At 43.0% G+C, this 24498-nt stretch carries 29 protein-coding genes; 15 read left to right on the top strand and 14 right to left on the bottom strand.

Annotated features, from left to right (window positions below):
- Positions 1 to 264: 264 nt before the first annotated feature.
- Positions 265 to 810 carry a lytic transglycosylase domain-containing protein gene (locus EDF88_RS22400; protein WP_134187418.1) on the bottom strand — a complete coding sequence of 182 codons (546 nt, stop codon included), beginning with the start codon at positions 808 to 810 and terminating at the stop codon, positions 265 to 267.
- A gap of 151 nt (positions 811 to 961) precedes the next feature.
- Here EDF88_RS22400 and EDF88_RS22405 point away from each other — a divergent pair, with 151 nt between their 5' ends.
- The 3 genes from EDF88_RS22405 to EDF88_RS22415 all read left to right on the top strand — a co-directional run bounded on the left by EDF88_RS22405 (position 962) and on the right by EDF88_RS22415 (position 2591).
- Complete coding sequence (locus EDF88_RS22405; protein WP_134187420.1) at positions 962 to 1705, top strand: thioredoxin fold domain-containing protein; 744 nt, start codon at positions 962 to 964, stop codon at positions 1703 to 1705.
- A gap of 24 nt (positions 1706 to 1729) precedes the next feature.
- Positions 1730 to 2089 carry a hypothetical protein gene (locus tag EDF88_RS22410; protein WP_134187422.1) on the top strand — a complete coding sequence of 120 codons (360 nt, stop codon included), beginning with the start codon at positions 1730 to 1732 and terminating at the stop codon, positions 2087 to 2089.
- 82 nt (positions 2090 to 2171) lie between these two features.
- A complete protein-coding gene (locus tag EDF88_RS22415; RefSeq protein ID WP_115632131.1) occupies positions 2172 to 2591 on the top strand; it encodes a hypothetical protein in 420 nt (139 codons plus the stop codon).
- On the opposite strand, the gene EDF88_RS25015 is transcribed toward EDF88_RS22415, so the two are convergent.
- On the bottom strand, positions 2588 to 3196 hold the full coding sequence (locus EDF88_RS25015; RefSeq protein ID WP_243839657.1) for a hypothetical protein: 609 nt from the start codon (positions 3194 to 3196) through the stop codon (positions 2588 to 2590). The genes EDF88_RS22415 and EDF88_RS25015 overlap by 4 nt on opposite strands.
- Positions 3197 to 3301: 105 nt before the next feature.
- Between EDF88_RS25015 and EDF88_RS22425 the strand changes: the two genes are divergently transcribed.
- Together EDF88_RS22425 and EDF88_RS22430 are read left to right on the top strand one after the other, a co-directional pair.
- On the top strand, positions 3302 to 4111 hold the full coding sequence (locus EDF88_RS22425) for a DsbA family protein (RefSeq protein ID WP_134187424.1): 810 nt from the start codon (positions 3302 to 3304) through the stop codon (positions 4109 to 4111).
- A complete protein-coding gene (locus EDF88_RS22430) occupies positions 4111 to 4314 on the top strand; it encodes a hypothetical protein (protein ID WP_115632133.1) in 204 nt (67 codons plus the stop codon). Before EDF88_RS22425 ends, EDF88_RS22430 begins: the two co-directional genes overlap by 1 nt.
- Positions 4315 to 4660: 346 nt before the next feature.
- On the opposite strand, the gene EDF88_RS22435 is transcribed toward EDF88_RS22430, so the two are convergent.
- On the bottom strand, positions 4661 to 6076 hold the full coding sequence (locus EDF88_RS22435; RefSeq protein WP_134187426.1) for an HNH endonuclease signature motif containing protein: 1416 nt from the start codon (positions 6074 to 6076) through the stop codon (positions 4661 to 4663).
- A gap of 589 nt (positions 6077 to 6665) precedes the next feature.
- Between EDF88_RS22435 and EDF88_RS22440 the strand changes: the two genes are divergently transcribed.
- Together EDF88_RS22440 and EDF88_RS22445 are read left to right on the top strand one after the other, a co-directional pair.
- Positions 6666 to 7196: a hypothetical protein gene (locus EDF88_RS22440; RefSeq protein ID WP_134187428.1), complete on the top strand. Its 531-nt coding sequence runs from the start codon at positions 6666 to 6668 to the stop codon at positions 7194 to 7196.
- 516 nt (positions 7197 to 7712) lie between these two features.
- Positions 7713 to 8954 carry a tetratricopeptide repeat protein gene (locus EDF88_RS22445; protein WP_134187430.1) on the top strand — a complete coding sequence of 414 codons (1242 nt, stop codon included), beginning with the start codon at positions 7713 to 7715 and terminating at the stop codon, positions 8952 to 8954.
- A gap of 78 nt (positions 8955 to 9032) precedes the next feature.
- Here EDF88_RS22445 and EDF88_RS22450 read toward each other — a convergent pair whose 3' ends face one another.
- The 3 genes from EDF88_RS22450 to EDF88_RS22460 form a co-directional block, all read right to left on the bottom strand.
- Complete coding sequence (locus EDF88_RS22450; RefSeq protein WP_134187432.1) at positions 9033 to 9293, bottom strand: hypothetical protein; 261 nt, start codon at positions 9291 to 9293, stop codon at positions 9033 to 9035.
- 66 nt (positions 9294 to 9359) lie between these two features.
- Complete coding sequence (locus EDF88_RS22455; RefSeq protein ID WP_134187434.1) at positions 9360 to 9869, bottom strand: hypothetical protein; 510 nt, start codon at positions 9867 to 9869, stop codon at positions 9360 to 9362.
- Between the two features lie 291 nt (positions 9870 to 10160).
- Positions 10161 to 10424, bottom strand: coding sequence for a hypothetical protein (locus EDF88_RS22460; protein ID WP_134187436.1), 264 nt, complete (start codon positions 10422 to 10424; stop codon positions 10161 to 10163).
- Between the two features lie 383 nt (positions 10425 to 10807).
- Here EDF88_RS22460 and EDF88_RS22465 point away from each other — a divergent pair, with 383 nt between their 5' ends.
- The gene (locus tag EDF88_RS22465; RefSeq protein WP_243839658.1) at positions 10808 to 11761 is read left to right on the top strand and encodes a hypothetical protein; all 954 of its coding nucleotides are present in this window, start codon (positions 10808 to 10810) and stop codon (positions 11759 to 11761) included.
- A gap of 86 nt (positions 11762 to 11847) precedes the next feature.
- A complete protein-coding gene (locus EDF88_RS22470; protein WP_134187438.1) occupies positions 11848 to 12207 on the top strand; it encodes a hypothetical protein in 360 nt (119 codons plus the stop codon).
- 378 nt (positions 12208 to 12585) lie between these two features.
- Here the strand turns inward: EDF88_RS22470 and EDF88_RS22480 are convergent, their stop codons facing one another.
- The 3 genes from EDF88_RS22480 to EDF88_RS22490 all read right to left on the bottom strand — a co-directional run bounded on the left by EDF88_RS22480 (position 12586) and on the right by EDF88_RS22490 (position 13856).
- Positions 12586 to 12900 carry a hypothetical protein gene (locus tag EDF88_RS22480; protein WP_134187442.1) on the bottom strand — a complete coding sequence of 105 codons (315 nt, stop codon included), beginning with the start codon at positions 12898 to 12900 and terminating at the stop codon, positions 12586 to 12588.
- Positions 12901 to 13089: 189 nt separating this feature from the next.
- Positions 13090 to 13359 (bottom strand): hypothetical protein, encoded by a 270-nt coding sequence (locus EDF88_RS22485; protein WP_134187444.1) that lies wholly within the window; start codon positions 13357 to 13359, stop codon positions 13090 to 13092.
- A 53-nt stretch (positions 13360 to 13412) separates the two neighbouring features.
- Positions 13413 to 13856 carry a DNA-binding protein gene (locus EDF88_RS22490; RefSeq protein WP_243839659.1) on the bottom strand — a complete coding sequence of 148 codons (444 nt, stop codon included), beginning with the start codon at positions 13854 to 13856 and terminating at the stop codon, positions 13413 to 13415.
- A 304-nt stretch (positions 13857 to 14160) separates the two neighbouring features.
- Between EDF88_RS22490 and EDF88_RS22495 the strand changes: the two genes are divergently transcribed.
- Positions 14161 to 14499 carry a hypothetical protein gene (locus tag EDF88_RS22495; RefSeq protein WP_134187446.1) on the top strand — a complete coding sequence of 113 codons (339 nt, stop codon included), beginning with the start codon at positions 14161 to 14163 and terminating at the stop codon, positions 14497 to 14499.
- Between the two features lie 11 nt (positions 14500 to 14510).
- Here the strand turns inward: EDF88_RS22495 and EDF88_RS22500 are convergent, their stop codons facing one another.
- Together EDF88_RS22500 and EDF88_RS22505 are read right to left on the bottom strand one after the other, a co-directional pair.
- Positions 14511 to 15395, bottom strand: a complete 885-nt coding sequence (locus tag EDF88_RS22500; protein ID WP_134187448.1) for a hypothetical protein — start codon at positions 15393 to 15395, stop codon at positions 14511 to 14513.
- Positions 15396 to 15406: 11 nt separating this feature from the next.
- The gene (locus EDF88_RS22505; RefSeq protein ID WP_134187450.1) at positions 15407 to 15898 is read right to left on the bottom strand and encodes a thermonuclease family protein; all 492 of its coding nucleotides are present in this window, start codon (positions 15896 to 15898) and stop codon (positions 15407 to 15409) included.
- Positions 15899 to 16164: 266 nt separating this feature from the next.
- Here EDF88_RS22505 and dcm point away from each other — a divergent pair, with 266 nt between their 5' ends.
- The 5 genes from dcm (at position 16165) to EDF88_RS22525 (ending at position 20514) form a co-directional block, all read left to right on the top strand.
- Positions 16165 to 17574 (top strand): DNA (cytosine-5-)-methyltransferase, encoded by a 1410-nt coding sequence (gene dcm, locus EDF88_RS22510; RefSeq protein WP_134187452.1) that lies wholly within the window; start codon positions 16165 to 16167, stop codon positions 17572 to 17574.
- Positions 17552 to 17722, top strand: a complete 171-nt coding sequence (locus EDF88_RS24765) for a hypothetical protein (RefSeq protein ID WP_166672014.1) — start codon at positions 17552 to 17554, stop codon at positions 17720 to 17722. The genes dcm and EDF88_RS24765 overlap by 23 nt, the downstream gene beginning before the upstream one ends.
- A 23-nt stretch (positions 17723 to 17745) precedes the next feature.
- Positions 17746 to 19026, top strand: a complete 1281-nt coding sequence (locus EDF88_RS22515; RefSeq protein WP_134187454.1) for a DUF1173 family protein — start codon at positions 17746 to 17748, stop codon at positions 19024 to 19026.
- 154 nt (positions 19027 to 19180) lie between these two features.
- Positions 19181 to 19717, top strand: a complete 537-nt coding sequence (locus tag EDF88_RS22520; RefSeq protein ID WP_115631992.1) for a hypothetical protein — start codon at positions 19181 to 19183, stop codon at positions 19715 to 19717.
- A gap of 218 nt (positions 19718 to 19935) precedes the next feature.
- On the top strand, positions 19936 to 20514 hold the full coding sequence (locus EDF88_RS22525) for a hypothetical protein (protein WP_134187456.1): 579 nt from the start codon (positions 19936 to 19938) through the stop codon (positions 20512 to 20514).
- 220 nt (positions 20515 to 20734) lie between these two features.
- On the opposite strand, the gene EDF88_RS22530 is transcribed toward EDF88_RS22525, so the two are convergent.
- The 3 genes from EDF88_RS22530 to EDF88_RS22540 are packed head-to-tail and all read right to left on the bottom strand — an operon-like array spanning position 20735 to position 23128.
- Positions 20735 to 21982, bottom strand: coding sequence for a hypothetical protein (locus tag EDF88_RS22530; protein WP_134187458.1), 1248 nt, complete (start codon positions 21980 to 21982; stop codon positions 20735 to 20737).
- 5 nt (positions 21983 to 21987) lie between these two features.
- Complete coding sequence (locus EDF88_RS22535) at positions 21988 to 22788, bottom strand: DUF4942 domain-containing protein (protein WP_134187460.1); 801 nt, start codon at positions 22786 to 22788, stop codon at positions 21988 to 21990.
- Positions 22789 to 22825: 37 nt separating this feature from the next.
- Entirely contained in the window at positions 22826 to 23128 is a 303-nt protein-coding gene (locus EDF88_RS22540) for a hypothetical protein (protein WP_115631996.1), read from the bottom strand.
- Positions 23129 to 24498 lie beyond the last annotated feature (1370 nt).

Consider the following 24498-nt stretch of genomic DNA (forward strand, 5'->3'; position numbering starts at 1 on the left):
AAAAAAAGTTACTTTTCTCATCCAGCTGTCGCTCGGGAGACGAATTCTACGGACTGCACCAGCCGGGTAACGTACTGACGACGAGACCCATGCGTATTACTGTATATCGAATGGTCAAACACCGGGGGCGATTACTGATTCACGGCGACATTACACAAGGGGCAGGGCAGGTGGTCTTGAGTGCTGAATCTTCTGATCCAGCACTCAAGACGATCAGAGTGATTTCCGGGTTGGATTGCCGAAAAGAAAAATACTTACTGAATCTTATTTAGCATCCACTTCAGATGGTATCGGCATGTTGTTGGCGATATGCCCGTTGTACTGAGGTGCGGGGTGTTGCGTCCACTGGTAAAGCTCATGCATTCCATTTCTTTGCTGGATTCGACGGTTGTACCTTTCCATAAATTTGAAAATGTACCGCGCTCTGACTTTGGGGGTCTTACTGTTGTAATCGCCAATACCTTCGAAAACATTGCCTTGCCGGTCGACTATTTTTCTCCACAACCACCAGGTGCCCACCCAGAAACTTGCACAAGCATCATACGCCAGCACTTTCCAGGTAACCGTGGGGAAATTACTTTTTATTTCGGGCAGATTTGAAGAGTTAATTTGCATCGGGCCGATATCGTAAGAACCGTTTGTGTTCCTGACGAACGAGCCGACTTTACCGCCTTCATTATCGAATAGCGTAAATACGAGTTCTGAATCAATCCCGAAGTACCGTGACGCATCATTAACACACTGGTTTCTGATTTCCGTTGGAACAGGGATCGGCATTGGTCTCACATCATCAGCTGGTGGTATGAACATAATCGTGGCTCCGGGCTAATTATTTCCTCGATATATTCTCCCACACATAAACTCTGTAACTTTTCGCTTAGAACCAAATATTGGGGCCTTTAGCGAAACGGGAGGTGATTAGCGGCATGGTAATATCAGTGCTCAAATTAAAGGGGGGAGAATGAACAAAAAAGTTTTGGCCGGGTTGATATTTGCACTGTGTGGATTAGCGCCCTTGATTGCGAAGTCGACAGAAGTTTCAGTTCTGTCAGAAAATGCCCTTCAAAAGTTGAAGGATGTTGGCCTCACTATTGAGCATACCGAACCCTCACCTGTATCGGGGATCTTCACAGTCGTATCGCAACAAGGCGTCAGCTATGTTGATAAAGAAGGTGATTACATATTTACGGGGAGCCTGTTTAAAGTGAATGGTAAGGATGTGGAAAATACGACAGAGCAAGCCGTTTTAAAAGGCGTCCGCAGTTTTGTCGACCGGACAAAAGTTATTGAGTACAAATCACCTCAGGAAAAATATTCACTGGCAATATTCACAGATATAACGTGTGGTTTTTGTCAGAAACTCCACCACGATATTGATAGTTATCTGAAGGCCGGTATCACAATTAAATTCCTTGCATTCCCACGAGCGGGTCTTAATTCAGTTGTCGCAAATAATATGGCGAAAATCTGGTGTGCAGCTGATCCTGCCAAAGCTTTGACGGATGCGATGAACTCTTCAAACCTGCCTGAAGGACGGCCTGATGATAAATGTACCGACATCATCAAGTCTCACTACCAGATTGCCTCCACGATCCCATTACAGGGCACCCCAACTATGGTGACGTTGTCCGGAAAGCCCCAGGTTTTTACCGGCTGGTTGAGTCCGGACAGTATTGTTAAACAGATGGAAGCATCCGCTAAATAATTGCAGTTCAACAAAGAGGTTTTCATGAAAAATATTTGCCTTACTGTGGCATTACTTTTAAGTGTTGGTTCTCATCCCGTGTTTGCATCCGGATGTACCGGCCCTGGCTGTTCGGCATCTCTGACCGGAAAGCCGAAACTGACCCTCATATCTTCAAACAGCGCAGAGAAAGGCTCCATGCAATCGCTGTTCAGCCAGTTAGGGACTCAGGAAACTAAAAAGCTAAAAGTGAATAACGACAGTCAGCGCAAAGCCCCGGGCAGTAGTTCTTCAGTGGGTGCTGATGAAGCAGCTCCTGTCAGGAAATACATTGCTATCGAACCGGAGATTGTTCAGTCCCCAATTCTGCTGCAACCCGTGACCGGTGCTGAGCGGTTTGTGTGAATAAAGGGAAAAACTGCGGTGTGTTGCGGCTCAACGTTTGTCGGTATCTCATTGAGCCAGGCACACCAACAGGGGAGATTCGATGAGCTGGACTGATGAGATTCTGCTGAAAGCGTGTGGTGTACCTGACCGTGAATACCTGAAAATCCCGGTTATTAATTATCTATATCAGCTTAAACTTAAGGAAAGTAAATTACTTCTGAGCATTTTCATTATCTGGTGCGTGATGACTGTCACAGCGGTCTGTTTCATTGATATAGGCATAATGCTAAACCTGTTGTTTTTAGTTATTCAGATGGCAGTGTTTATCTTTCTGCTTATGCGATTGCAGTTCCTGAGACCTCAAAGAGAGGTCGATAGCGCCACTTATCAACTTGTTGTGCAATTCCCGCAACTATCAGAAGCGGAGAAAAATCAATTCCAGACGCTCTATCTCATCAAGAATACTGCAATCGTCATGAATGATTTGTATCTCCTTCATGAATTTAACAAAAGTAATTAATTCCAGGGGACCACGGCCACATAATTTCCCGACCGTAACGGACTGTCGATTTTGCTCAAAACAGCCGCGACCATGGCACTGTATGCCTGTTGATCAGATTGAACCGGCGCATTACTCTGCATGTCAATTTTAACAATGTCTTTCCCCGGCGTTCCTTTTGTCTGAATCCGGACTGTCATACTGCGGAAAAAGTAACTTTTTTGCTGCTCGTTGACTCCAATGACCCCTTCAACCGGTTGATAGGAATAATTCGTATGGGTTTTACCATTCGTTGTTTTGCTGGTGGACTTGTTATCAACTACATACCCAATTACACCTGTGACTGGGACTGACTCAACAATGACATTCTCGCGGCGGTCTGAATAATTAAACAATAACGTAAACATGCTATCGGGCGCATTCACTCTGAAGCCCCCTTTAATTAAACCATCACTAATCATGCTCGCCAGATATCGGGATTGAATCGAATCATCAGGAGGAATTACCGCAACTGTTTTATTGGCAACGGGGCGCTCAAGCAGATCATACGCATCAACCTGAGTTGAAAAGTGATAACCGCATCCAGATAAAAAAAAGACTGAGCTAATTAATAACGTGCGTTTCATTAAACCCCTCAAATATCGCCCATTAGCGTGAATTCCATAGAGACCGGCTCAGTATAATGGAAACCTACAAAATCCTAACAAGTAAAAAAACGCTAAGGTAAAGGCATGCAAAAATCATCACTCTTAAAACCCATCGCAATGGTTGTTGCTTCAGCCATTATCGCAACTGCGGCATCAGTTTACATATCTGCGAATTATTTTAAGCCTCAGAACTACACGAAAGATGAAATAGGGAAGGTGGCTGCTGAATTCCTGGTGCAACATCCCGATTATCTTCTGAAAGCGGGAGAGGCTCTCGAAACTAATAAAGTGAGTGCTTCAATTCAGGCGTTGATCCCATTTGCACCTGCTTTGTTTGAGACAGCTGCAACACCAAGCATCGGGCCTGCTGACGCTGATGTCGCTGTTATAGAGTTTTTCGATTACCTTTGCCATTACTGTCAGCAGGTTACACCTGTTGTTGAACAAAGTTTCGACCAAAGTAAAGGAGTGAAATTCTTCTTCAAGGAGTTCCCAATCTTCGCCGGGAGTAAACCGGTTTCCGGTATGTCTTCAGCTACGGGGCTGTACATATTTAAGAAATACGGGGCAGAAGCCTATCACAAATTCCATAATAATCTGATGGCGGTAACCGGTACATTTTTACGTAGTCAAAAAACATTTACTGAAAATGACCTGAAAATGGTAATTGATAAATCTGGCTTCGAAGTCTCTATGACTGACGATGACAAAAAATATTTTGAAGAGATTATCTCTATCAATATGCAGTTGGGCGAAAAGCTGGGTATTAATGGCACTCCAGGGTTCATTATCATGAACATGAAAAACCCTACTGCATTGACGACTACCTTTATACCGGGTGCGACAGATCTCTCTACTTTACAATCAGCTATCAGTAAAGCCCGAGGCCAATAATGATACAGAAACGAACTCTGACAGATGAAGAAGTGGCGTTATTAAAACATAATGAGTGGATCACCATTATTTATAACGATGCAAAGCGCGTGACTTGCCGTTTTCTTGGGCTGGATGCGGGTGTCATTCAATTTGGTGCTATGGGTTGGGACGATGCGATTGATCTGAACCAGGTAACGGTCGAGCGTATGGCCCACGATTAATAGCTCTGTACAGAATGCCTCTTGCCAATAACCACCAGAGGCATTCTGGTAGCTTTTTTCATGATGAGCTGTGAAACATATAGCAGCCCTGACAGAAGTCGCTGGTAAGTAACTTTGTTTTTAATCAGAGAGGAAAAATTATTTATGACAAATAAAAATATTGCATGCGAAGAGAGTTTGAAGAACTTTGGGTTGCATCCTGATGCAGTGGAGGACATAAAATCCGTGTCATCTGAAAAACTGAAAATTATTCTGAATAACACATCATGTAAAATTAATCTTCCCACTAAACATGATGAAACACAGCATTAACCAATACACTGTAAGCTAGATGTTCCAATCTGCGTCATTCCTTATTCAGGTCACGCAGAGTACAAAATCGCTGCCAACGGTGAATGAGAAAATCTCGATTGATCGGCCGTTTAAGCGATCCCAGGTCTCGGCCATTAAATATCCGCAAATCCTCATCTTCGGCAATCACCTCATCGAGAAACCAGACCTTTAGGGTCTCCGGGTCAACTGCGCAATAGTCTTCGTCAAAGAGTTTGTGTATGTCCCAGCGAAGCCAGAGACCATTGGAGTAATGGTCAATACCGTCGCAGGCATGTTCTAGCAAATGTGCAGCGGAGCCACGAACATGAATCCTGGCGCCGGTAATCACGCAAGTACCGTTACAGTTCGCTTCGACCCATTGGGAGAATTGTGATTGGTCTGGACGAGTGGTAACGGTGGCAAAGCCCTTACGTTTTGATTTGAGGGGCTGGTCCTGAGCATCTTGTGCATTCGACAGCTGACCAACACGTGGATACTTTAGTTTTACAAGGTAATCCTTTGAATCATGGGTCCAGATGTCTGCGCCTTTCGCTTTAACGTTTAAACGAAATTTACGGGCATCTCTGTCTTCCCCAATTTCCAGATCGGTGAATGCCTTATGGGTGCTGCGAAACTCTTCCTGCTCCCCGTTAGGTTTGAGAACGAATACCGGGTCTTTGATATTCTTCGGTTCAGTATTTTCCAGTTCGTCTTTCAAAAAATCATCAGCCAGCTGATCGGCCGTTTTATCTGAATACCGATGTTTAATAACAAAGATACTAAATTCACGGCGGCGAGCAGGGCGAATGCGTTTTTGAATCACGCTGGTCAGATCTTCACGTTCCGGCACAATCGGAAGAGAATTGAGTGCAGGAATATCGTACGTCTTAATCTCTTCTGCGGGTGTATTAATGCCAGCCAGTGGTTTGGGCTCGAATTCGTCCACTAAACGTGGGTTGACTGTCTTGTTACCGACAGCTCCGAAAGTGAGTGACTTGGGCATTTTAATGTCCATACGGCGCTTAGCCTGCTCCCAACCATCCAGGCTATAGTCATCGCTAACCGGTGCTCGGGTTTTCTTTCTTGGTGCCGTCTTTGCCCGTTCAGTTTCTTCGGGTGTTAGTTTCGGCTCCTTATCGGAGTGCTTCTGGAGTTCCTTATTCTTCCGTTTGCCGTTTTGTTCTTCCTTTACCTTAAGTGTGCGGTACTCTCCAACCTTTCGATGGCGTTGCATTTTATAAATGATTTCCGCCTCAGATTCTCCTTTACGTAGATATTCAACAATGATGTTTTGTACTGTTAGTCCGAGCGTTCTCTCCGTTTCGACATTGAGCTCGAGCATAATTTTCTTAGTTTTGCCAATGAGTTGCTCTCTACGCTTTTGCCCTGCGAGGGGGTGGTTCGCAAGATAACCACCTGATGTTATTTGCTTTTTATTCTTAGTTCCCATCGGTGCTTTCTTACCCCAGCTAATTACAAGAAGATGCTAACTAATATCAAAACGATAATTTACACATTCGAACATGTTGCTATCGTCTACCAGGTGAAGGCACTTGTAAGGAAGAGTTATCACATGGAGTCAGGCCAGCAACGCTTTATATTCTGGCTTAATGTGGGTTCCCAGTCGACGGAAGATTAGCAGTCCGTACAATCAAATCGTTTACGGAGAAGGGCAAGTGTTAGGCAAACGGAAAGTTAGGTTAGATGAATTAATTCGAAATCAGGCATATTTCGCTGCTAATTACCAATCTCACCATTCTAATAATCACTATCATGCACATCTAAAGGTATGAAATAACCACAAAACATTAGCCACGTTCTTTAATTTCCTGACCACAAAACTCAGGTGTGATACTAGAATTATATTATTTATAGTTTGTTGTTGTCGGACCTATTAGGAATTCCTACGTGCGTGTTAGCATTGTTTTAGATGGTTAAGCACTGTTTAATTTTAAGCTAATTCAATCATCGCATCATTTATTCCGTATCAGTGAACGGTAAGAATTCTGGGTTTATTAGATAATTGACAAGGTGCAAGCATGGAAAGTATGGAGTCAAATTCAACAAAAGCGACGATGGAATCCTGCGGGTGGCAACTAAAGGAATATCCGAAAGTTAATCTTAATGATTCTTATATGGTTTACTTTCGAGACTTTCGTGCTGATACATTGACTGTCATGGCACTTCAGAAGGTTGCGTTTTCTGATTTCAAGGTGAACCTCAAATTACCTATTAGTAATCTCGTGGAAAAGCTAACGCCATTGCTTAATAAGCTGCATAATGGAAATGGGCTGGTTGAGAGGGAGGTTGACGAGATTAATCCGCTCCTAATACATTATATCAAAAAAACTCAAGCGTATTTTAACTGGAAGAACACCTTTGGCGGACGCACCAGAGCGCACTTTATCATTAACATCTATAAAGACAATCAGGCTGGAGGGGAATATCTGATCTTAAGGCCAGTACTGATAAGCTCTGCGGAAGAAATTATTATTGCTGATGACGTCACTCAGATGACGGATGAAATATATTATCTAGACAGAGAGAGAAATAAAAGCTGGTTTCGGTGATTAATCAACTATAAGTTAGGTTAACCTCGGATGATTATTGCTCCGGGGTTTACTTCTTCAATGCGCCTTATTATGCGGAGCGTTGATCTGAAAATTAGATTGCTAATTTAGCTTCCTCAATCTTGCTTGCTATCTTTTGGCTTGAAATCGGTATTAGAGCCTATGTTATCGGCATGTTTAAAGATGAGCGAGACCTTCTGTGATTTGAATTTTTAGAATGCTGAGAACACTGTCTGAATTGTAATAATCACGGTTGGCCCATGAGCGTTAGCAGTAACAATCGGGTCAATACCAAACAAAACCGCCAAAATAGTAAATCCACCTGCATATACACATTGCTGTTCAAACGGGCGGCAATCAGGCTTCTTCTAGTGCTGATGCGTAGTCTTCAAGAACAACAAATATTCTCCCCATCTGGACACTGACATTCACTTCGAACTCGAGTAATATTTATGTAAGAGTGTTAAACAATAAAATGTGAATAATAACCCTGCGTAACAACTAAAAGAAAATCATATGAAACTAACCAAAGTAAAATCTCTTTTAATTTTACTACATTTATCAGTAGGGTGTAATGCCTATGCCTCAACAAACCTGTCCGCGCTTGAGCAAGCTGCATCCAAAGGTGACGTAGTAGCCCAGAGTAATCTCGGCGTAGCTTACTTTAACGGAAATGGTGTTGAAAAAAATTATGCAAAGGCTAAAGAGTGGCTAGAAAAGGCAGCGGAACAAAATAATCAAAATGCGAACTATACGCTTGGTGTCATGTATATGTACGGTTATGGAGCAGATAAGGATTTAATAAAGGCCGTTGAGCTGTTTAAAAAAAGCGGCCCTCAGTATAAAGGTGGGGCCTATAATAACCTTGCGAATGTATATGAGAAAGGCTTAATTGGACCAGCAGATCCAGCTCTAGCCCTTAAATATTTTTTATTGGCAGCTGATGCTGGAAGCCCTGAATCTCAGTTAATAATTGGCTGGCGTTTTGAACGTGGTGAAGGAGTAAAGAAAAGCACTACAAAGGCTTTCGGTTATTACAAAAAATCAGCGTTGAATGGTAATGCCATCGCGAAATATCACTTAGGCCGTATGTATGATGACGGGATTGGAGTAAAGCGTAATGATGTTCTTGCAGCCAAATGGTACATGGATGCCGCTGAAAACGGTAACGTAGGTGCTATGACGAATGTCGGTGTAATGTTTACTGACGGGGAAGGTGTTAAGCAAGATTACGCTAAAGCCAGATACTATCTGGAAAAATCTGTAAAAAGTGATTCTCCTGAAGGAATGGCTAGTCTTGCCTATTTATATATCAACGGGCTTGGTGTTAAAAGAGACCTTTATAAGGGCACTCAATTATATGCCGACTCATGTGACAAAGGATTAGACGAGGGTTGTAAATACCTGGCCGAATTAAAATCAAAAGGTCTTTATAGAACCCCAAAAGTGGTACAAACGAGCAGTGCAGGAGTTAAACGATTAATCGCCAAATCTATGGATGCAAGCACTAACGCAACGTTTACCTGGAAGGGTGACGATGCTATTTTCAAAGCCAATGATGGAAAGGTTGATTGTACCTTCTTAAAGGATTTCTCCGAAAAAGGAGGTCAACTGGCGACATCGTTTGTTTGTACCAACAATGTGCAGATTATCTTAAAGCAATTCAAAGAATCGAATAATGCCTACCTTTCCGTTATGACGGATAATTTCAAAAAAGAAGTTAATACCTTTTCCGTTAACGTCTACGTGTCAGAGTGATTGTTTATTTAATCCTGTCATGAACCATGCATTCTATGGAATTAAAGGAGAGACGTAAAAAAGACCGCTGGCGCGGCCTCAGTTGGAGTTTTCAGGAGGGCGGCCAGGAGGATTGTAATGGCGATCTATAAAACTAGCCCATTCTGTGCGAGTCATTCCTCCTCGTTCATTGATTTTCTTAACCCAGTCAGGGTTTTCATATTTTGAGGCGTTTTTGAAAAGCCCAAATTTATCTGATGTTAGAGGTACAATACGAACATAATTGTCCCAGCCCCATACGAGCACTGCAACAGCAATAAGCAATAAAAGAATCAGAACTACGTCCAACAAATATCCCATATTCTCCGACCTTAGAAATTTCGAGATTATGACTCATTGTATCAAGCCAGATCTCGCGTTACCAGGTTAGCGTATTGCGTATTCATAAGGTGTATTTCCCGCTAGTGCGGCAAAAATATCGTATTTCATTTTGATCTTAATCGCCAGTGACTTTGCTTCACGATAGGCACGTTTACCTTTAGTGCTGTCTGGTTCGGACCTGAACGTCAAAAGTAACTTTTCTATTTTGAGTGTATCAGGATTGGCTATTAACTGGTTGGAAGTCAGTTCGCCAGTTTTTAGCGCAATACGTTCATTTGCTTTCCTGACTCTTGAAGCCAGATCAAAACCCCGGGCACGTGCTCTGTATTGGCGTTGATAGTCTGCCAGTGCAGCTGCATGACGCACTCTGTACCGTCTCTTAGCCGCCAGAACCACCGGCTTATTTTTATCCTGGTAGGATTTGTTTTCTTCAGCAATGCATTTTCGACATCGCGACTTATGGCCATCTTTGGTTTTACGGTCAAGACCAAAGTCACTGAGAGGATAGGTCTGCTCGCATTTCCGGCATCGCTTTGACTGCAACGGCTCGCTCATGATTTATCTTTTCCGCCCATAGAGATGCCCTATTCTATGTAAAATCGACTATCCCTGTCAATTAAACGGAGGAACGTTAACATAACAAACATTGCGCGCACCGGGGTATGTTATTGATAAATAAAGCATTATTGCTTTTAATCCGTTGTTGACTCATTAGGAATGTACATCCCTACATCGAACCGCCAAATGTAAAACCACTCAAATTCAACTCTTATCTGTCAATTTGTTTGAAGGCATCGCGTAACAAGCACTTTTCACTAACAGTGGTAATTCGCTGTACGCCTTTGACTAACCAATGTTTAACACCCATGCCATGAAAAGAATGAATGCCAAAAAAACACTGTGCATCATAAGCATTTGTTTGCAATGACGCATATATATCCCATCTTTAGCCATCATCAAATTTAAGGGGTTTTTAAAATTATTCTGTTCATATGTAGCGACATTAACATTGCTCGTTTTCTTAATCGTTAAAATTGCTCTGATAGTTTTAATAATCAACACTACAAGTACTACAACTGACATTAAAAAAATTAAATTAACGATTTCCACAAAGAATTCCTTTAATTGTTAGATAACAATTCATTTCTTCCATTGTATGGAAGTTGGCAACCTTTTCTGGTCCGTGTAAACCTATGAGGTCGAAGCAAGCACTCACGTCATTTTACGAGGTGATCCGCACGCCATTACTGCCGTCTGGTTGCAGCAAAGCATATGGACTGTCCCAACACTACCTGTAACCCACGTTCTTGGGCTGAGTAAGTCCATTATTTCATTGATAATATCATACCGATTTATAGTGATGTACTCATGAATAGCTATTTTTATCGGTTGTACCGACTTAGGTCATTCAACCCTTCATTAACGCTTGGTTGTGCCTAAGCATGCTTTTAGTATGACTGAATCAGATACACTTCCGGGATTATGAAAAGGTAATGATGAGCGAACAAGTAAACACAGCAAGTGTTCAAAGCTATGCCACTGATTTTGGCTTCTATCCTGTATATCTACATATCAGAACCAAAACTTTTACTGTTGAAACCATTCCCGACTTTAAGTCAGTCATAAAATCGGTCAAAGACAACCCTTACGTTGATAAAAGTTGGATCTATGCACCGCCACAAGAAAGCTATGACCTGCGTGGCATCGTAGCGACTAAGCCTTATAGTGGAAGAGTGTTTAGTCTGCCTAAGACCCATACATTGAAACTCTCAGGAGCCTTTAATAGAGATGACCATAATTTTGTCATATGGTGCTTGTCATTCTTTTCAGGTATGCGACTAACGACAACTCAAGCAGGTTTTTTAGATGCAACACCAATCAAACCTGGAACCTTAATAGATTTTTGTCTTTCAGGTTCAGACGAGCTGAATGTGATTCAACTAGCTTTAAATTATATAGGTAAAAAGGACCTTCACCCTCTTGCTTGCATGCGAATAGCGGCCGTCATACATGCATTATTCTTGGCACAAAGACCGCAAAACCTCGCTTATGAGAAATTCCAATACCTCTATATGGCACTAGATGGGTGTTTTTCTATTAAGTGGGATGAAAGGGATTTAACAAAGAAACTCAAAAAGCCTAAACATTTCGAGAGAGTCTTGTGGATGTGTAATGAGTTTAAAATGCCAGTTCCATTTTGGGCTGAAGGTGAAGCCAATATTGCTTCAATTCGCAATGATAACTTTCATGAGGGGATTTTTTTCGGTCAACCATTGGGGTTTTCCGCATATAAAAGTGATCATTCTGGCGCACTTACTTCCGGAATCCTTGTACAAATAGAAGCTTTGATTTGTCGTTTTCTTGTTGTATTGCTTGGGGTAAGTGATTTAAATTATATATCCTCAGCTTTAAATACCCGTGAATACTATCCATTAAAATTGAATTAAATCGGCGGAGTCTCTGCGGAAACTGTGCCTTTGAAATTCCGACAGTGTTATATTTTCTGACTAGGCTGATAACAAGGATCAACACCATGAATAATGACACCCGGAAAGAAGTCACGGCCACCGAGCCGGTGCTCAATAGAGAAGCAGAACTGACGCAACTGATAGATAAGCTGGGGGGGCATGATGACGAGCTTTATCTCAGCAAAGAACGTATTCAGGAAATTGCCGATGACGCAAAGGAAGACGCGGAGAAACGCCAGCTTGCCTGTCGCCTACTTGAAGTACAGGAAGCCCTGAAGCGTGTATCAGCTATTCACCTCATTTCTTTTAAGCATGCGCCATTTGGGGACAACATTTTTAACACGCTCGATCCGCTCAATGAAAGCCATCTTGTCAGATTCAGAGCTTTACAGGGCAATTCAGGTTCACCAGAGAGCGGTGAATGATACAGCTCAGGCTGGACGTCATAATCAGACCGGCAGAGAGACACATTCATGAAAGAAATACGTATACATTAAAGTGCAACCTTCCAGCTCAATTGGAATGTCCATTATGATGAGACAGATTCTTGCCAGATTACGGCTTCCCCCAGAAATTTGGTCAGGGCTGATTTTGCATATCGAGGTGAGGAATAAAATCGCGGAAACCGTCCATCAAAACTCTGGGTTCCGTTATGGCGATATGCTGGTTCAACTGACAGACGGCAACCTTTATCATCACTTGTGATGATAAAGGTATATCTATCGTCTAATTTAGCTACAAGGACCTTACTAGTCACCACATTCTCTCTATGTTCAAAATTTAAAGTTAAGAATACCGCTAGGTTATAAGTTGGGAAGGCTTACTGGAGTCATAAACATAAGTGGGACCATAAATATTATGCTTGCCACAATAAAAAATTTTCTTGTAGTTTTCTTAAATATTATTGCTGCGGTGACAGCCAGGCACTCAAGACAGAACACCCATACGACTGAAGGAGGCATTGGAAAGCCCAGAGAAGGTGCGCTTAGAATGAAAAAGAATATTGAAACAAACTGGCGAATCATAATGTAGGTTAAAGAAGAAATTATAAGAATTATTCCCAGCGCAAATGGCACATATGTACTGAACCCTTTTTTGTTTTTATCTAGTGTATTCATGAGCACTCCTTATTGGCTTCAAACATTATGATGAGCTTCGGGCCCTCAACCTTCATGGTAACGCGTTACATGTAGTTGCCATCTTATTGTTGTTATGACGTACCGAAAGGAACTCAACCCCTATATTTTGTAGGAAAGTAACTTTTGCTAGATTTCCCAACACTGTTGCACTGGAGAAACCAAGCGATTTTAACCAAAATTTAGAGCCCAGTACATGAATATTAGAAATGCAAGCAATGAGCAATAAAGACCCAACACCAACATCTGGATATTGTGTCGCAGTAGAACAACTTCTTTTGCATTAATCAGGTATTTCGGGTTTGTAGCATCAAATTTTTCGTTTTTAGCAAGAGCGACATTTTTGTCGTGTTTTATTCTGATGATAGTTTTAATAGTGCCATAAATTAATACTACAAGTGCGGCAACCGACATCAAAAAGATAACATCTACTATTTCCACTCTATTTCCTTCATAAAGATTCATTTTTACTTAGGACTCGTTCTACTAGTAATTTAATTACTATTTTTGCCTGTTGACGTTTGATGGTCATTCAGCTCTTCTATAGTATCGAATCTCGCAACTTCAGTGGGTTCCTGGTCAGGTCTTTGGGGCATTCGGATTAGAATATACGGGGCACTGCTAGAATACATGAAAGTCGGCTGAGACCTTAATTTCACCCATTCGGCTTGAGCCGTTGCAGCAAGCTCGCAGGCCACTTCATAAGAGTCAGCAGTACCCAAATATGTAGAACGATCCCATGCTCCACCATTAAGAACCCGAACCGTATAAGTACCATCCGGTTGTAATAATGCGTAAGGACGGTCCCACCACTCATCCAGCTCAGAAGTTGTTCTAAGCTCGTTCGGAGTATCATCAAACAAATCAGGCAGAACTGGATTTACTGGAATGTTTTTGATCACATCTAACACCCTTCGTTGAGAAGAAAAATTACCCATTTATCCCTTTGCAGCCGTACAAGCTACCAATATTGCTGATACTATCACATCATTAATTGCTGACCAGATAAGCAACATAGGTTTTACGACGGTTATGAGTAGTTGGAGTTGTGTGTTTCACCCATTTGACACCACATCGAGTATGACCGGGCCAATCTTGGTACATTAAGAGGCCCACCACCGATAACAGATTTATACTTAATAGAGTTGGGGAATTGTCGTGTGTGATGCTCACATTTTTACATCCAATTGCATCAATAAGCCATAACCCGTTATAATGGATGTACAATAACAGGAGTCATTTATGGAATTTTATCATTATATTCTGATTTTCATTGGCTGCATGTTAGTACTTAAAATGATCATTAATTCATGCCAGTCACAATCACCCGCCACTACTAAAATTCTGGTGTGTCGCAACGATGAAATGGTTGAGTTAGATGCAATTGTTATTAATAGTAATGCTATTAAGCCATATATCGAAAGTGATGAGCAATCTGATAAAGAAAGCTTATTTAAGTCTAATTTTCCTAAGGACATTTATGGATTTGATTTGGGTTCCGAACAGTATGATCTGTCACATCCGATGTATCACATTGTGAATGAAAGTCCTAAAAACTTTCTTGATAATGATGAATTCTAATGTGACGGTGGTTACCCAATATTTGAACCATTTTGAAGATTGCTATCCCTCCAGTAGCGTTTGGCTGCGCTAACACAAGCTTTGAGTAATACCATATAGCCATTACTTCCAGGATGAACCACCTCCCCTACATAGTCGAGTAAAAGCAAACTACCCATCGACTTTACTAACTGAAAATCGTGGCTAAGTCCTCCCTTTTTGACTTCAATATCAAAAGTGGGTTCAGATAAGGAACTGAACGTGAAATTTTTCACGATGGCATAGCATGCGGATCTTCCATTTGTAGATAGCCATTGGGAGTACTCATCAGCGTCACTGTGGCTCGTGTACTTTTCTTCTGGAAAATGGAATGTGGGCGCCACTGTTCTCGGCTGCGGCCACATTAACCAGCGGCTGTAATCATTGGGCTCAGTTATCAGTCGAACAAGCTCATTCAAAGGGACCTTGTGAGACTCATCCCCCACCAGTAAACCCACAGCTGAAGCCAGCTGGTCTAGATTAATATTTGCTAGAAATGCATCGTGTCGACCGGAGAAACCCGATACCGGGCCAGCTGATTCACCTTGAGAGGAAAGCATTAACCCCATACTAAAACCTTTTGCACTCAGCCAGGTCCACAGTGCAGAGTGACCAGATGAGGAGGCATGCTCCGAAATAGCCGAATTATCGTTGATATAAATAAAGCCTGGTGCTGCCGTTCTGTTTGCCTGAATAACGCAAGGTAAGCTGATGCGTCCACCGGATTTCATAACGTGGTGTACGAGCTGGCAGGCTATCTCACTGTGGGTAAGCAAGGTGGTGTCAATATGCGGCCCATCATCCCCCGACTCCAATTCTGCTAACGCAAACGATTTGAGCTCAATCAGGTCACCCTTGCCAGAAAATAATTCGGTCATGATAGGTCGCCCTATTCCTGTTTATTCTTCTCTTGCTGGCGCCAGACCCACGGAGGAATCGGAGAGGATTCACTCCATAAGCCAGAGTTGGCTTGTTGGGCTTGCTTTTCATACGGCAAATACGCCGGTACGGTAGGTTGTCCCTGATTGCGATAAACCCATGCATGGCCTGAACTAACCATAGATCCATTCATGTTGTACCCATCAAGCCAGATCGTTCCGAGCGTTCTCTTGTAGATATCAACTCCGTTAATCACAACAACGACATTTTTGGATGCTATTGCGCGAGACAGTGCTTTCTTGGCATTTTGCCCCCATGCCTGGTTTTTCTCTGGTGCGTCTATCCCATACAGGCGTACCCGATAATTATTTTTGGCTGAATCCAGGACCTGGACAGTATCACCATCCAGGACTTTAACGACTTTCCCTTCAATTTGCTCCGCAGCAGTGGTGCCGGTGAAAAGTAAAATAAATATGAAAAGTAACTTTTTATCCGTTTTCATTGTTTGTCCCCTGAACACCTGAATATGAAAGTGAGGCTGTGGGAGTTCTACGCACTGGTTCGATTATATCACCGGCAATATCGGGGTTATGGCCGTCTGGTACTTCATTATTCAGTCCTGTCTGGATTAATTACGGACCATCCATATAGCCACTCAACCCCCCTCATATTTAAGTGTTTAGCGAAAAGTTGGCATTAACCGGCGCGGTATAATTTTGCAATCAGAGATCATCTGATCTGCAAATAATTATCCTGACTGGAGTTGTCATGCTAACCAAAGCGTCTGAAGTGAATGGTAATGCCCTGTTAGTCCGTGTTTGTGAGATATATGGGGCAAAGGCAGTTGCGGAATTACTGAATCAGCGCAATGAACGGAATTTTTCCTCCCGCGACATTAACAACATGGTGGCATCAGCAGACAGCTCGGTTCTTGTTCCAGAAGACCTTGCTCAACTCAATGACTTGCTGCCTGCAAAGCCAGCTAACTATGAGAAAAGTACTTTTCGGTTTATTGACTTATTTGCGGGAATTGGCGGGATCAGAAACGGTTTCGAATCCATTGGTGGCAAATGCGTTTTTACAAGTGAATGGAATCCCTATTCTGTCCGCACCTATAAAGCCAACTGGTACTGTGACGAGAACGAACATGTTTTCAATCAGGACATCCGGGATATCACACTTAGCCATAAGCCGGATATTACCGAGGAGATGGCCTACCTCAACATAGACCAGCAGATACCTGACCATGATGTTCTACTGGCCGGTTTTCCCTGTCAGCCGTTCAGCCTGGCCGGTGTGAGCAAAAAGAACAGCCTCGGGCGAAAGCATGGTTTCGAGTGTGAAACCCAGGGGACCTTGTTCTTTGATGTCAGCCGCATTATCAGGGCTAAGCGCCCTGCCATCTTTGTTCTCGAAAATGTGAAGAACCTTAAAAGCCATGATAAGGGAAATACTTTCCGAATCATCATGAACACACTGGATGAGCTGGGTTATGACGTTTCTGACGCCGGAGATACGGGGGCCAGTGACCCGAAGATTATCGACGGTAAAAACTTCCTTCCGCAGCATCGCGAGCGAATTGTGCTGGTGGGTTTTAGGCGTGATCTTAATATCAGCAAAGGGTTTAGTCTAAGTGATATTTCTAATGAATATCCTGATAATAAACGATGCTTTAAAGAGTTACTTGATGAATATGTAGATGATAGGTACATACTTACACCAAAGCTCTGGGAATACCTATACAACTATGCAAAAAAGCATAAGGAAAAGGGTAATGGATTTGGTTTTGGTCTCATTGAATCTAGTGATAAATCAACGATTAGCAGAACTCTTAGTGCGCGGTACAACAAGGATGGAAGTGAAATACTGGTTAATAGGGGTTTTTGCATGTTAACTGCTGAAAATGATTTTAATAACACAGAGAACATGCTTCGTCGTCCACGCCGATTAACGCCAAGGGAGTGCGCACGAATAATGGGATTTGAACAACCGGGAAAAGAGTCCTTCCGGATGCCCTGCTCCGATACCCAGTCATACAAGCAGTTCGGTAACTCCGTCATTGTGCCGGTCTTTGCCGCTGTAGCACGGTTGTTGGCCCCTCGCATTCAGATGGCCGTGGAGGGGAAGTCAATCACTGAGGAAAAGGAAGAGCGGGATGAATTATTACGAGTCAGCTGAAGGGGTAAAAATTACAGAGCAAAGAGCCCTTAAGGAGATAAAAAATCATGGATGCCCGGACAGCGAGCTGTCTCACTTTTATGAGGAACTGGGTAAGCATGAAGAATATGATGCACAGGCGGTTTTAAACTGGCTGGGATATAGCTAACAGGTAATGACCGGGGTATAGCCATGGGACAACTTTATCATGTGAATATTCAAATTGGAGACAATGTCAGGTCATTCTCTCCCGCATTTCAGACTGAGGAAAAGTATGCATCCGGCTGGAAATCGACGCTTGAGAAAATCCATAAACGAAACGGTCTGGATGTCGTCGTGTCCTGCGGTTGTAAGGGAAAGGGTAAGAAATTCCTTTGCGTAAGGCACTACGCGTCAAGTGATACCTATCGCCTTGCCAAGTACGCAAACACGGGATTCGAACATGAAGCGCAATGCATGTATTTTGCGCTGGATGACAAATCAACCGGTCTGAAGGGTTATCAGCACGGGGTGGTCCGTGAAGGAAATGACGGGCTCCTGGTCGTAAAACTGAATTCCGGGCTAAATGAAAAAGACCCGACCACCGAAGAAACCCCGGCCAGGCCTCCCGCTCAACGTCCAGAGGGCGGTCAATCACAGATGACGCTCGTTGGCCTGCATAGTCTGCTATGGACTGAAGCCTGTCTTAATTGCTGGCACCCTGGTATGGCTGGTAAGCGCAGCGATTCGCTTGTTCGACACCGGCTGCTGGAAGCAGCTCAGGGCATCAGGTGCGGCAAGACTGTCATTGCCGATATTCTGTTGGTAGGAACAGATCCCAATTCAGCCCAGGCAAAACTTCAGGATAAGAAGATTGAAGGTCTGGCAGGTAGCGGCAAGCGACTACTTATTATGTCCACGATGGCGCGTTATGATGCTGAGCGACATGAGAAGGAATTAGCGTTCCTCCCGCTACGCCAGTTTGGTGGGTTGCCTCTGGCCCTCTTTTCGTCGTCCATTCAATGGGCAAATACGATCAGACGTTTCCCGTCAGAGTACGCTGCATGGAAATCAGGTGAGCGAGTAGCGGTACTGGCACTTACCTCCGCGCCCGATAAAACCCGGAGGGGTCATTCAGTTCGGGTGAATCAGATCGCATTACTGCACGTAAGCAAAAACTGGATACCGCTGGATTCATCGTATGAACAGTTAGTGGCCGATAAACTTGATGCCGAAAATCGTAATTACCTTAAACCCATGCGCTTTGATGCAAGCCAGGGGGAGGTATTCCCGGATTTCGTGCTGGTTGACACGCGTTCTGATTCTCCGTTCCCACTTGAAGTGTTCGGTATGGCAACTCCTGCATACCTGGCCCGAAAGCAACTCAAAATGGACTACTACAACCGGCGATATGGACCCTATGGCTGGTGGTACTGGGATGCAACATTAGAAAAAAACCGAGAATCCATACCTTCATTTCCCGAAAAGAAATAATATCACTGAATGGCAGTTACCTTGAGACCACTGCCATTGTCATTGCCATGGTCAACATTACTGGGGGCCAGAATCAAAGAGGGCCGCCGTAACCTTGCAGGTTTATCCGTAGTCAGTTTGTTTAATCCATCAAAATGATCAGGTTTATTTGAAAATGAAAACAACCGGTGATAGCAACAATGTTGTAAGTAATGGTTATTTGAAATGGGAAGAACTCCCCATTCCAGTTATTGGTGATGGAGAGAGATTTTGCGAAACTCTGGTTGCTAAGTACTTTTGGGATAATCGAGAACTTAGTGACTTACAAAAAGATGAAGTTAAATGGGCTATCAATGAATTCTCGGGGCGATTGCTTTTGCTGCCCAGGGTAACAAGAGAGTTTTTGGCTATGCTGTATGAGCGCAGTGAGGAGATTAACGTTCGATTCCCGGATAGCCGTAGTGTCTATTTGTTAGCTGTATTAAAAACATACCCGAGTGCTCAGGAAGAAATAGATTTACTCTCGGCTTCAAGGCTTATAACAATAGATTCTGATGATAAATCAGTGGGGGATAACAGTCTTCAGGAAATCGGCATGCAGATGTATGGATTTACATCCCCACTGCTAAGTGAGTATTTTTATTACTATGTAAAAGACCATGGTTTGTCATTTAGAAAAATTATTGGTGAGATCAACCTTTCAGAGTTTTGAGTTACCTGCAACAGTGAATGGTATTGGCAACTAAGCAATAGTAGTTTAGTTGCCCGGGGGATTTGGTAAAGTATCACTATTAATCCCTGCGTGGTCATTTAAATGCGTATCAAATTCAACTTAAGAATCAAACCGATATGTAATTTATGGCCGCATTTTAGCTTAGAGTAAATACTGAACTATGCTTGTAAGCATGATTTAAATCGTAGGCGGCTATCATGCTAAAATTCCTGTTTAATTACCTCTTCAACAAACAATCCTATCGGCTGCCAAAGCCTCCGGCGAATGTCGGGACATACGATTACAAGAGTAACCCAGAGGATTTGAAAGCTGATAAAGAATTCGTGTTTGCATGGGCTGAATTTATCAGGGGCCAGCTTTTAAACCCGATCAACTATATCCAGCAACCGCTATTCAAAACATTCATAAACAGTCATGAAGTGCGCGGGTATATATATGGTCATTTGTGTCAAGCCTTGCTTGATTACCAATGCATTCATGACATGCCTGATAGCCGAGGTCACGCAATTCTATCGGCATGCTATTACAATGTTTTTCACGTGCAGAGTGACTGGTACAGGAAAGCCACGCTGGACCTGTTAAATGAAGAAAAATTTAAAGTAGGGGAAAGAGTTGGGCAGTCGGACTATCATGCCAATAAACTCAGTAAGTCATTAAAATTCCGGAACCTTGAGAAGATGGTGATTTTGATGCTGCCTGTGAATGAGGCTTATGGCGTATGCCGAAAAATGGGGTTTAATCCAGATGAGTATTTCAAATTTGATTATGACATATAGTCACATACCGGGATTTGGTAATTAAATTCGTATGAATTTGGAAAGATGCTATTAAAGCGAAACGCTGGCCTGAAATACGGACTACTGTCGAATTTTATGATACTCACGGTGCGCCTTACCAGACGCACCTTTTAACGTGCCGTATGCCATCGGTAACTATAACGACTCGTCATCCCTGTCGCCCTGGCCCACTCAGCAGAAAAGTTACTTTTCGTGAAGGCTATTGCTGTTTGCCCTGGGCAAGCATGCCAATGGTTTGTCGTAATGATTCTGAAATGGTTTTTTCAGCTGTTAACAGAGCTGCATTGGCCCGGATATCATCCTTAAACTGTTCAATCATTTTACTCATACGTTCAACTTCAGTTTGTGATGATGCCAGTAGCGCGTTGTTCGCTTCCAGTTCGGTGCTTGCCGTACTCAGTTGCCCCTTAAGGGAGACGTTATCCGCCTGAAGATGTGAAGATGCAACTTCTGACTGTTCCACCTGGCTCTCAAGTCTTGTCACTGAGGCTTCAAGCGTCACGATCAGTTTTGAATGCTCAGTCTGCACAGATGCTGAAGTGACCAGCTCCTTTTCCAGTCGTTCATTTTCCGACTGCAATTTTTGCTGTTTAGCATGCAGTTCACTGTTCTCGCCTGACAGTCGGTTATTTACCTCTTGCAGGGCGTCCCGGGATTTCGCTGTGGCATCGTGTTCACGTCTGACGTTTTCAAGCTCAGATTTACGGTCATTTAAACTACCGGCTAAATCCTTATTTTCCTTAACCAACGACTGGTTAGTTTCAACTTGCTGATTGAGCTCTTGTTTCCGTTCATTATTCTGCTGGCGTAGATCAGCAATGGTTTGTTCGAGATAGTGTTTGGCCTGGATAGCTTCACTTAGGTCCCGCGACAGAGACTCATTAGTTTGCTGTGCTTTACTGTACAACTCGTTGAGCTCAACCAGCTGAGCAGAAAGGGTGTTTTCTGCTTCCGTGACGCGAGTAAGCTGTTGTTGTGTGTTTACCAGTGACAGCTGACAGTCGGCCAACCGCCCTTTGAGCTCAGCGCACTCCAGTTCGAATTGGTCCCTCTCATTCTGAATAATCGAAACCTTTTGTGTTTCGATTGAGCTAAAGCTCATTTGGTAATACCAGTTCACATAATTAAACACCTCAAGGATGGTATCTTGAATTGCAGGCGGGATATTTAACCCTCGTACATCTGCCGGTGTTTGTTCAACGTAATTTTTATATGCCTCATACATCTCTGATGCTTTTTTATAGCTTCCACCAGTAGCTTCGCGAATGGCATGAATCTTGATGAAATGCTGAACATTTTCCTGCGAAACGTTCTCATCTTTACGCATTCTTTCGATGGCCGTAAAGTAATGATACATACGGAGGGAGGTATTCCTTTTCTCTTCCTTTTGCTTCTGCCCATCGCCGTCTAATTCAGGTGGAAGTAGTAATTTATTCACCGATGTCATTTATATTATCCTTTGGCCGGGAGCTGGCCTGAAAAGTAGTGGCTGATAAGATCATTCAAACTACTGATGAGAGACTGATCATCTAAAAGCACATGAACATTTCCGTTAGCAAATACCTTGCAGCGCCAGCCGGTGCTATTCCTGATTTCTCCGGTGCCCTCTTTATCACGAAGGGCTAATAATAAATCAGTCATATCAGTACGTGGCCCGGGAGTCTGCTGGCCGGAACAAATACAAATGATATTTTCCAAATCCCGGATACTGGCTGAAGTTTGCGGCGCCCAGCAATTCCAGGTGCGCAGGGGCAAGGGTTCAAATACCCTAGGCAAAATCAATTTAGAAGTCATTGTAAACGTTTGAGTATTATTCTTATAGGTGCGATTGAGTCTCGTCAGCAATGTCACGAAACCTTCTGACAACGTATCTTTGCGTCTGGCAATGGCATCGCGTAACGTTGATTTAAGCACTGCCAGGGATATCACTGGCGGCTTTTCCCTGAGCTGTTCATAAAACGCCTTGGTTTGCTCATGATTCCATAGCCGATCCAGCTTCGTTTCTTTGAATACCTTTTGCCAGCATGTACGGTCGATATAACAACGGCCCATTTCCAGAGTTGACTCCAGTGACTCCGGCAACCCAAAAATGTTCGGTTTCATGATATCAGGGTGAAAGAGGGAAATTTCGGCCAACGCAGAAGCCTCAGCAATCAGACGCATTCCCTGTTCAAATTTCTGCATGGCTTCATCACGCCTGGCAGCAATTTGCTCAGTTCTGGTGCTGTAGACGAGCTGGTTATCATTGTTCATACATGCCCCTTGCTACGATGCTTCATGATGACGGACATCAATCCACCTCATGTTCTTGCAGAAGAACTACATCACCGACTACAAAATCCTTTGAATGCAGATTGCCGCAGTTATGACCAACCTGGGAAGCAAGCATGTTGAACGGTTTTTCCTTTTGCTTGCCGTTGGAGTCGACAATCATGAACTTGTAAAACTTGCCATCGATGTTAAATGCTCTCAGCCCTACAAACTCAAGATGACCACCAACCAGATCATTCAGTTGGTGGACCATAAACTTGCCCTGATCCCCCTCTCCTGTTACTTCAAATGCCTGCCCGTCAGTACAAATTTTGATACCCATGTAAATTCTCCTGCTTCAGGGTAGTAACGCCGCGAGATTCACAGAATTCACACAGCGCACATTATAGTAAATGATTTACTAGAAACTATTCACTGGAAATTTAACATACGTTCAATAAAACCTAAGGGGGTTTACGGCATCATTTTGAATATTTTTTGGTAATTTAAAATGCGTAGTTAAATCAATTACTTATATGTCAACCTGAGGAGTTTAATGATAATAATACTACATAGTTCGTTTTGTGAGCATTTTTCTTAACGTGACAACGTCACAGCCGGTAAATAGTTAATGATTTATTAGGAACTGAAGCCGCAATGCCGTCATCTGTCCTTGGCCGCAGGTATGCCCTATAAGGTTGATAAAGACATGCGTGAGTTATTGGCCGGAGAGCTTAGGAATGGCAACCGGCTGCGATGGCCGGAGAGCTTAGGAATGGCAACCGGCTGCGATGGCCGAATTAATAGCTTCTGCTGCTGATTGAGCTGCTGGATTGGTGAGGTTCAAGATCTGAGGCTTCCATTCCCAGTCGACGTAGACAGGATGACCTGCACAAAGCCAATTGTTTGCTGCCATTATGGATAACTCTCAATATTTCGTCTTTAAGCGATCTTGCACCGAAAATAGCGATGTTAATATTTGTGCTGAAGGAATTTTCTTCATGGTTTTTGTTCCATAGGGTGAAGTCGAGTTATCCATTATTTGATAGGACACATTATGTACACATTGATTCTGGTATTGAGCATGACGGTTCGCGAAGGCGTATCAACAGAACAAATTACAGGTTATATAAGTCTGGATAAGTGCAAAGAAGCGGCAGCAACAATAGTAGGGGAATCTCATAATAGAGGCTGGCTTTGTGTTAAGCAACCAGGGTCAGTCACGTCTCCAGCAATTCATTAATATATGTTAAATACGGAGTCAATAATGTTACAGTTCGCATTGTTCTTGGCATTGATTTACGCGTTTTTTTACCTTTTCACTTCTGGTGCTTTGAAAAATATTCATAAATCATTCCAGTTGATATTTTACACCCCAATCTTATATTTAGGTTTACTTTTGCTCACTGCGAACTTATGCCTGACCGTTCTATTAAATGCTGATCTCACATCCACGCTTGAGATTCAATCTGAACTAAGTGTTGTAGCAACATCGAAGTTTTTGCAGACATCTGACTCAGTTAAAATGGGATTCTTTTATCTAGGGGTTTCATTGATTCCAATATCAGTGTTTGTGAAACTGGGTATTTATCTGTCTTTGCGCTTCAGATAGTTGAAGGCGATTTGAGAATGCACCACCTTCACTTCATACGTTATTGAGTTTGGCGGAAAGGGTAAGGTTCATTTATGTGTACATGCTTAGTCAGTAGAACC

The sequence above is a fragment of the Buttiauxella sp. BIGb0552 genome (assembly GCF_004366275.1).
In the GTDB taxonomy this organism is placed as follows: domain Bacteria; phylum Pseudomonadota; class Gammaproteobacteria; order Enterobacterales; family Enterobacteriaceae; genus Buttiauxella; species Buttiauxella gaviniae.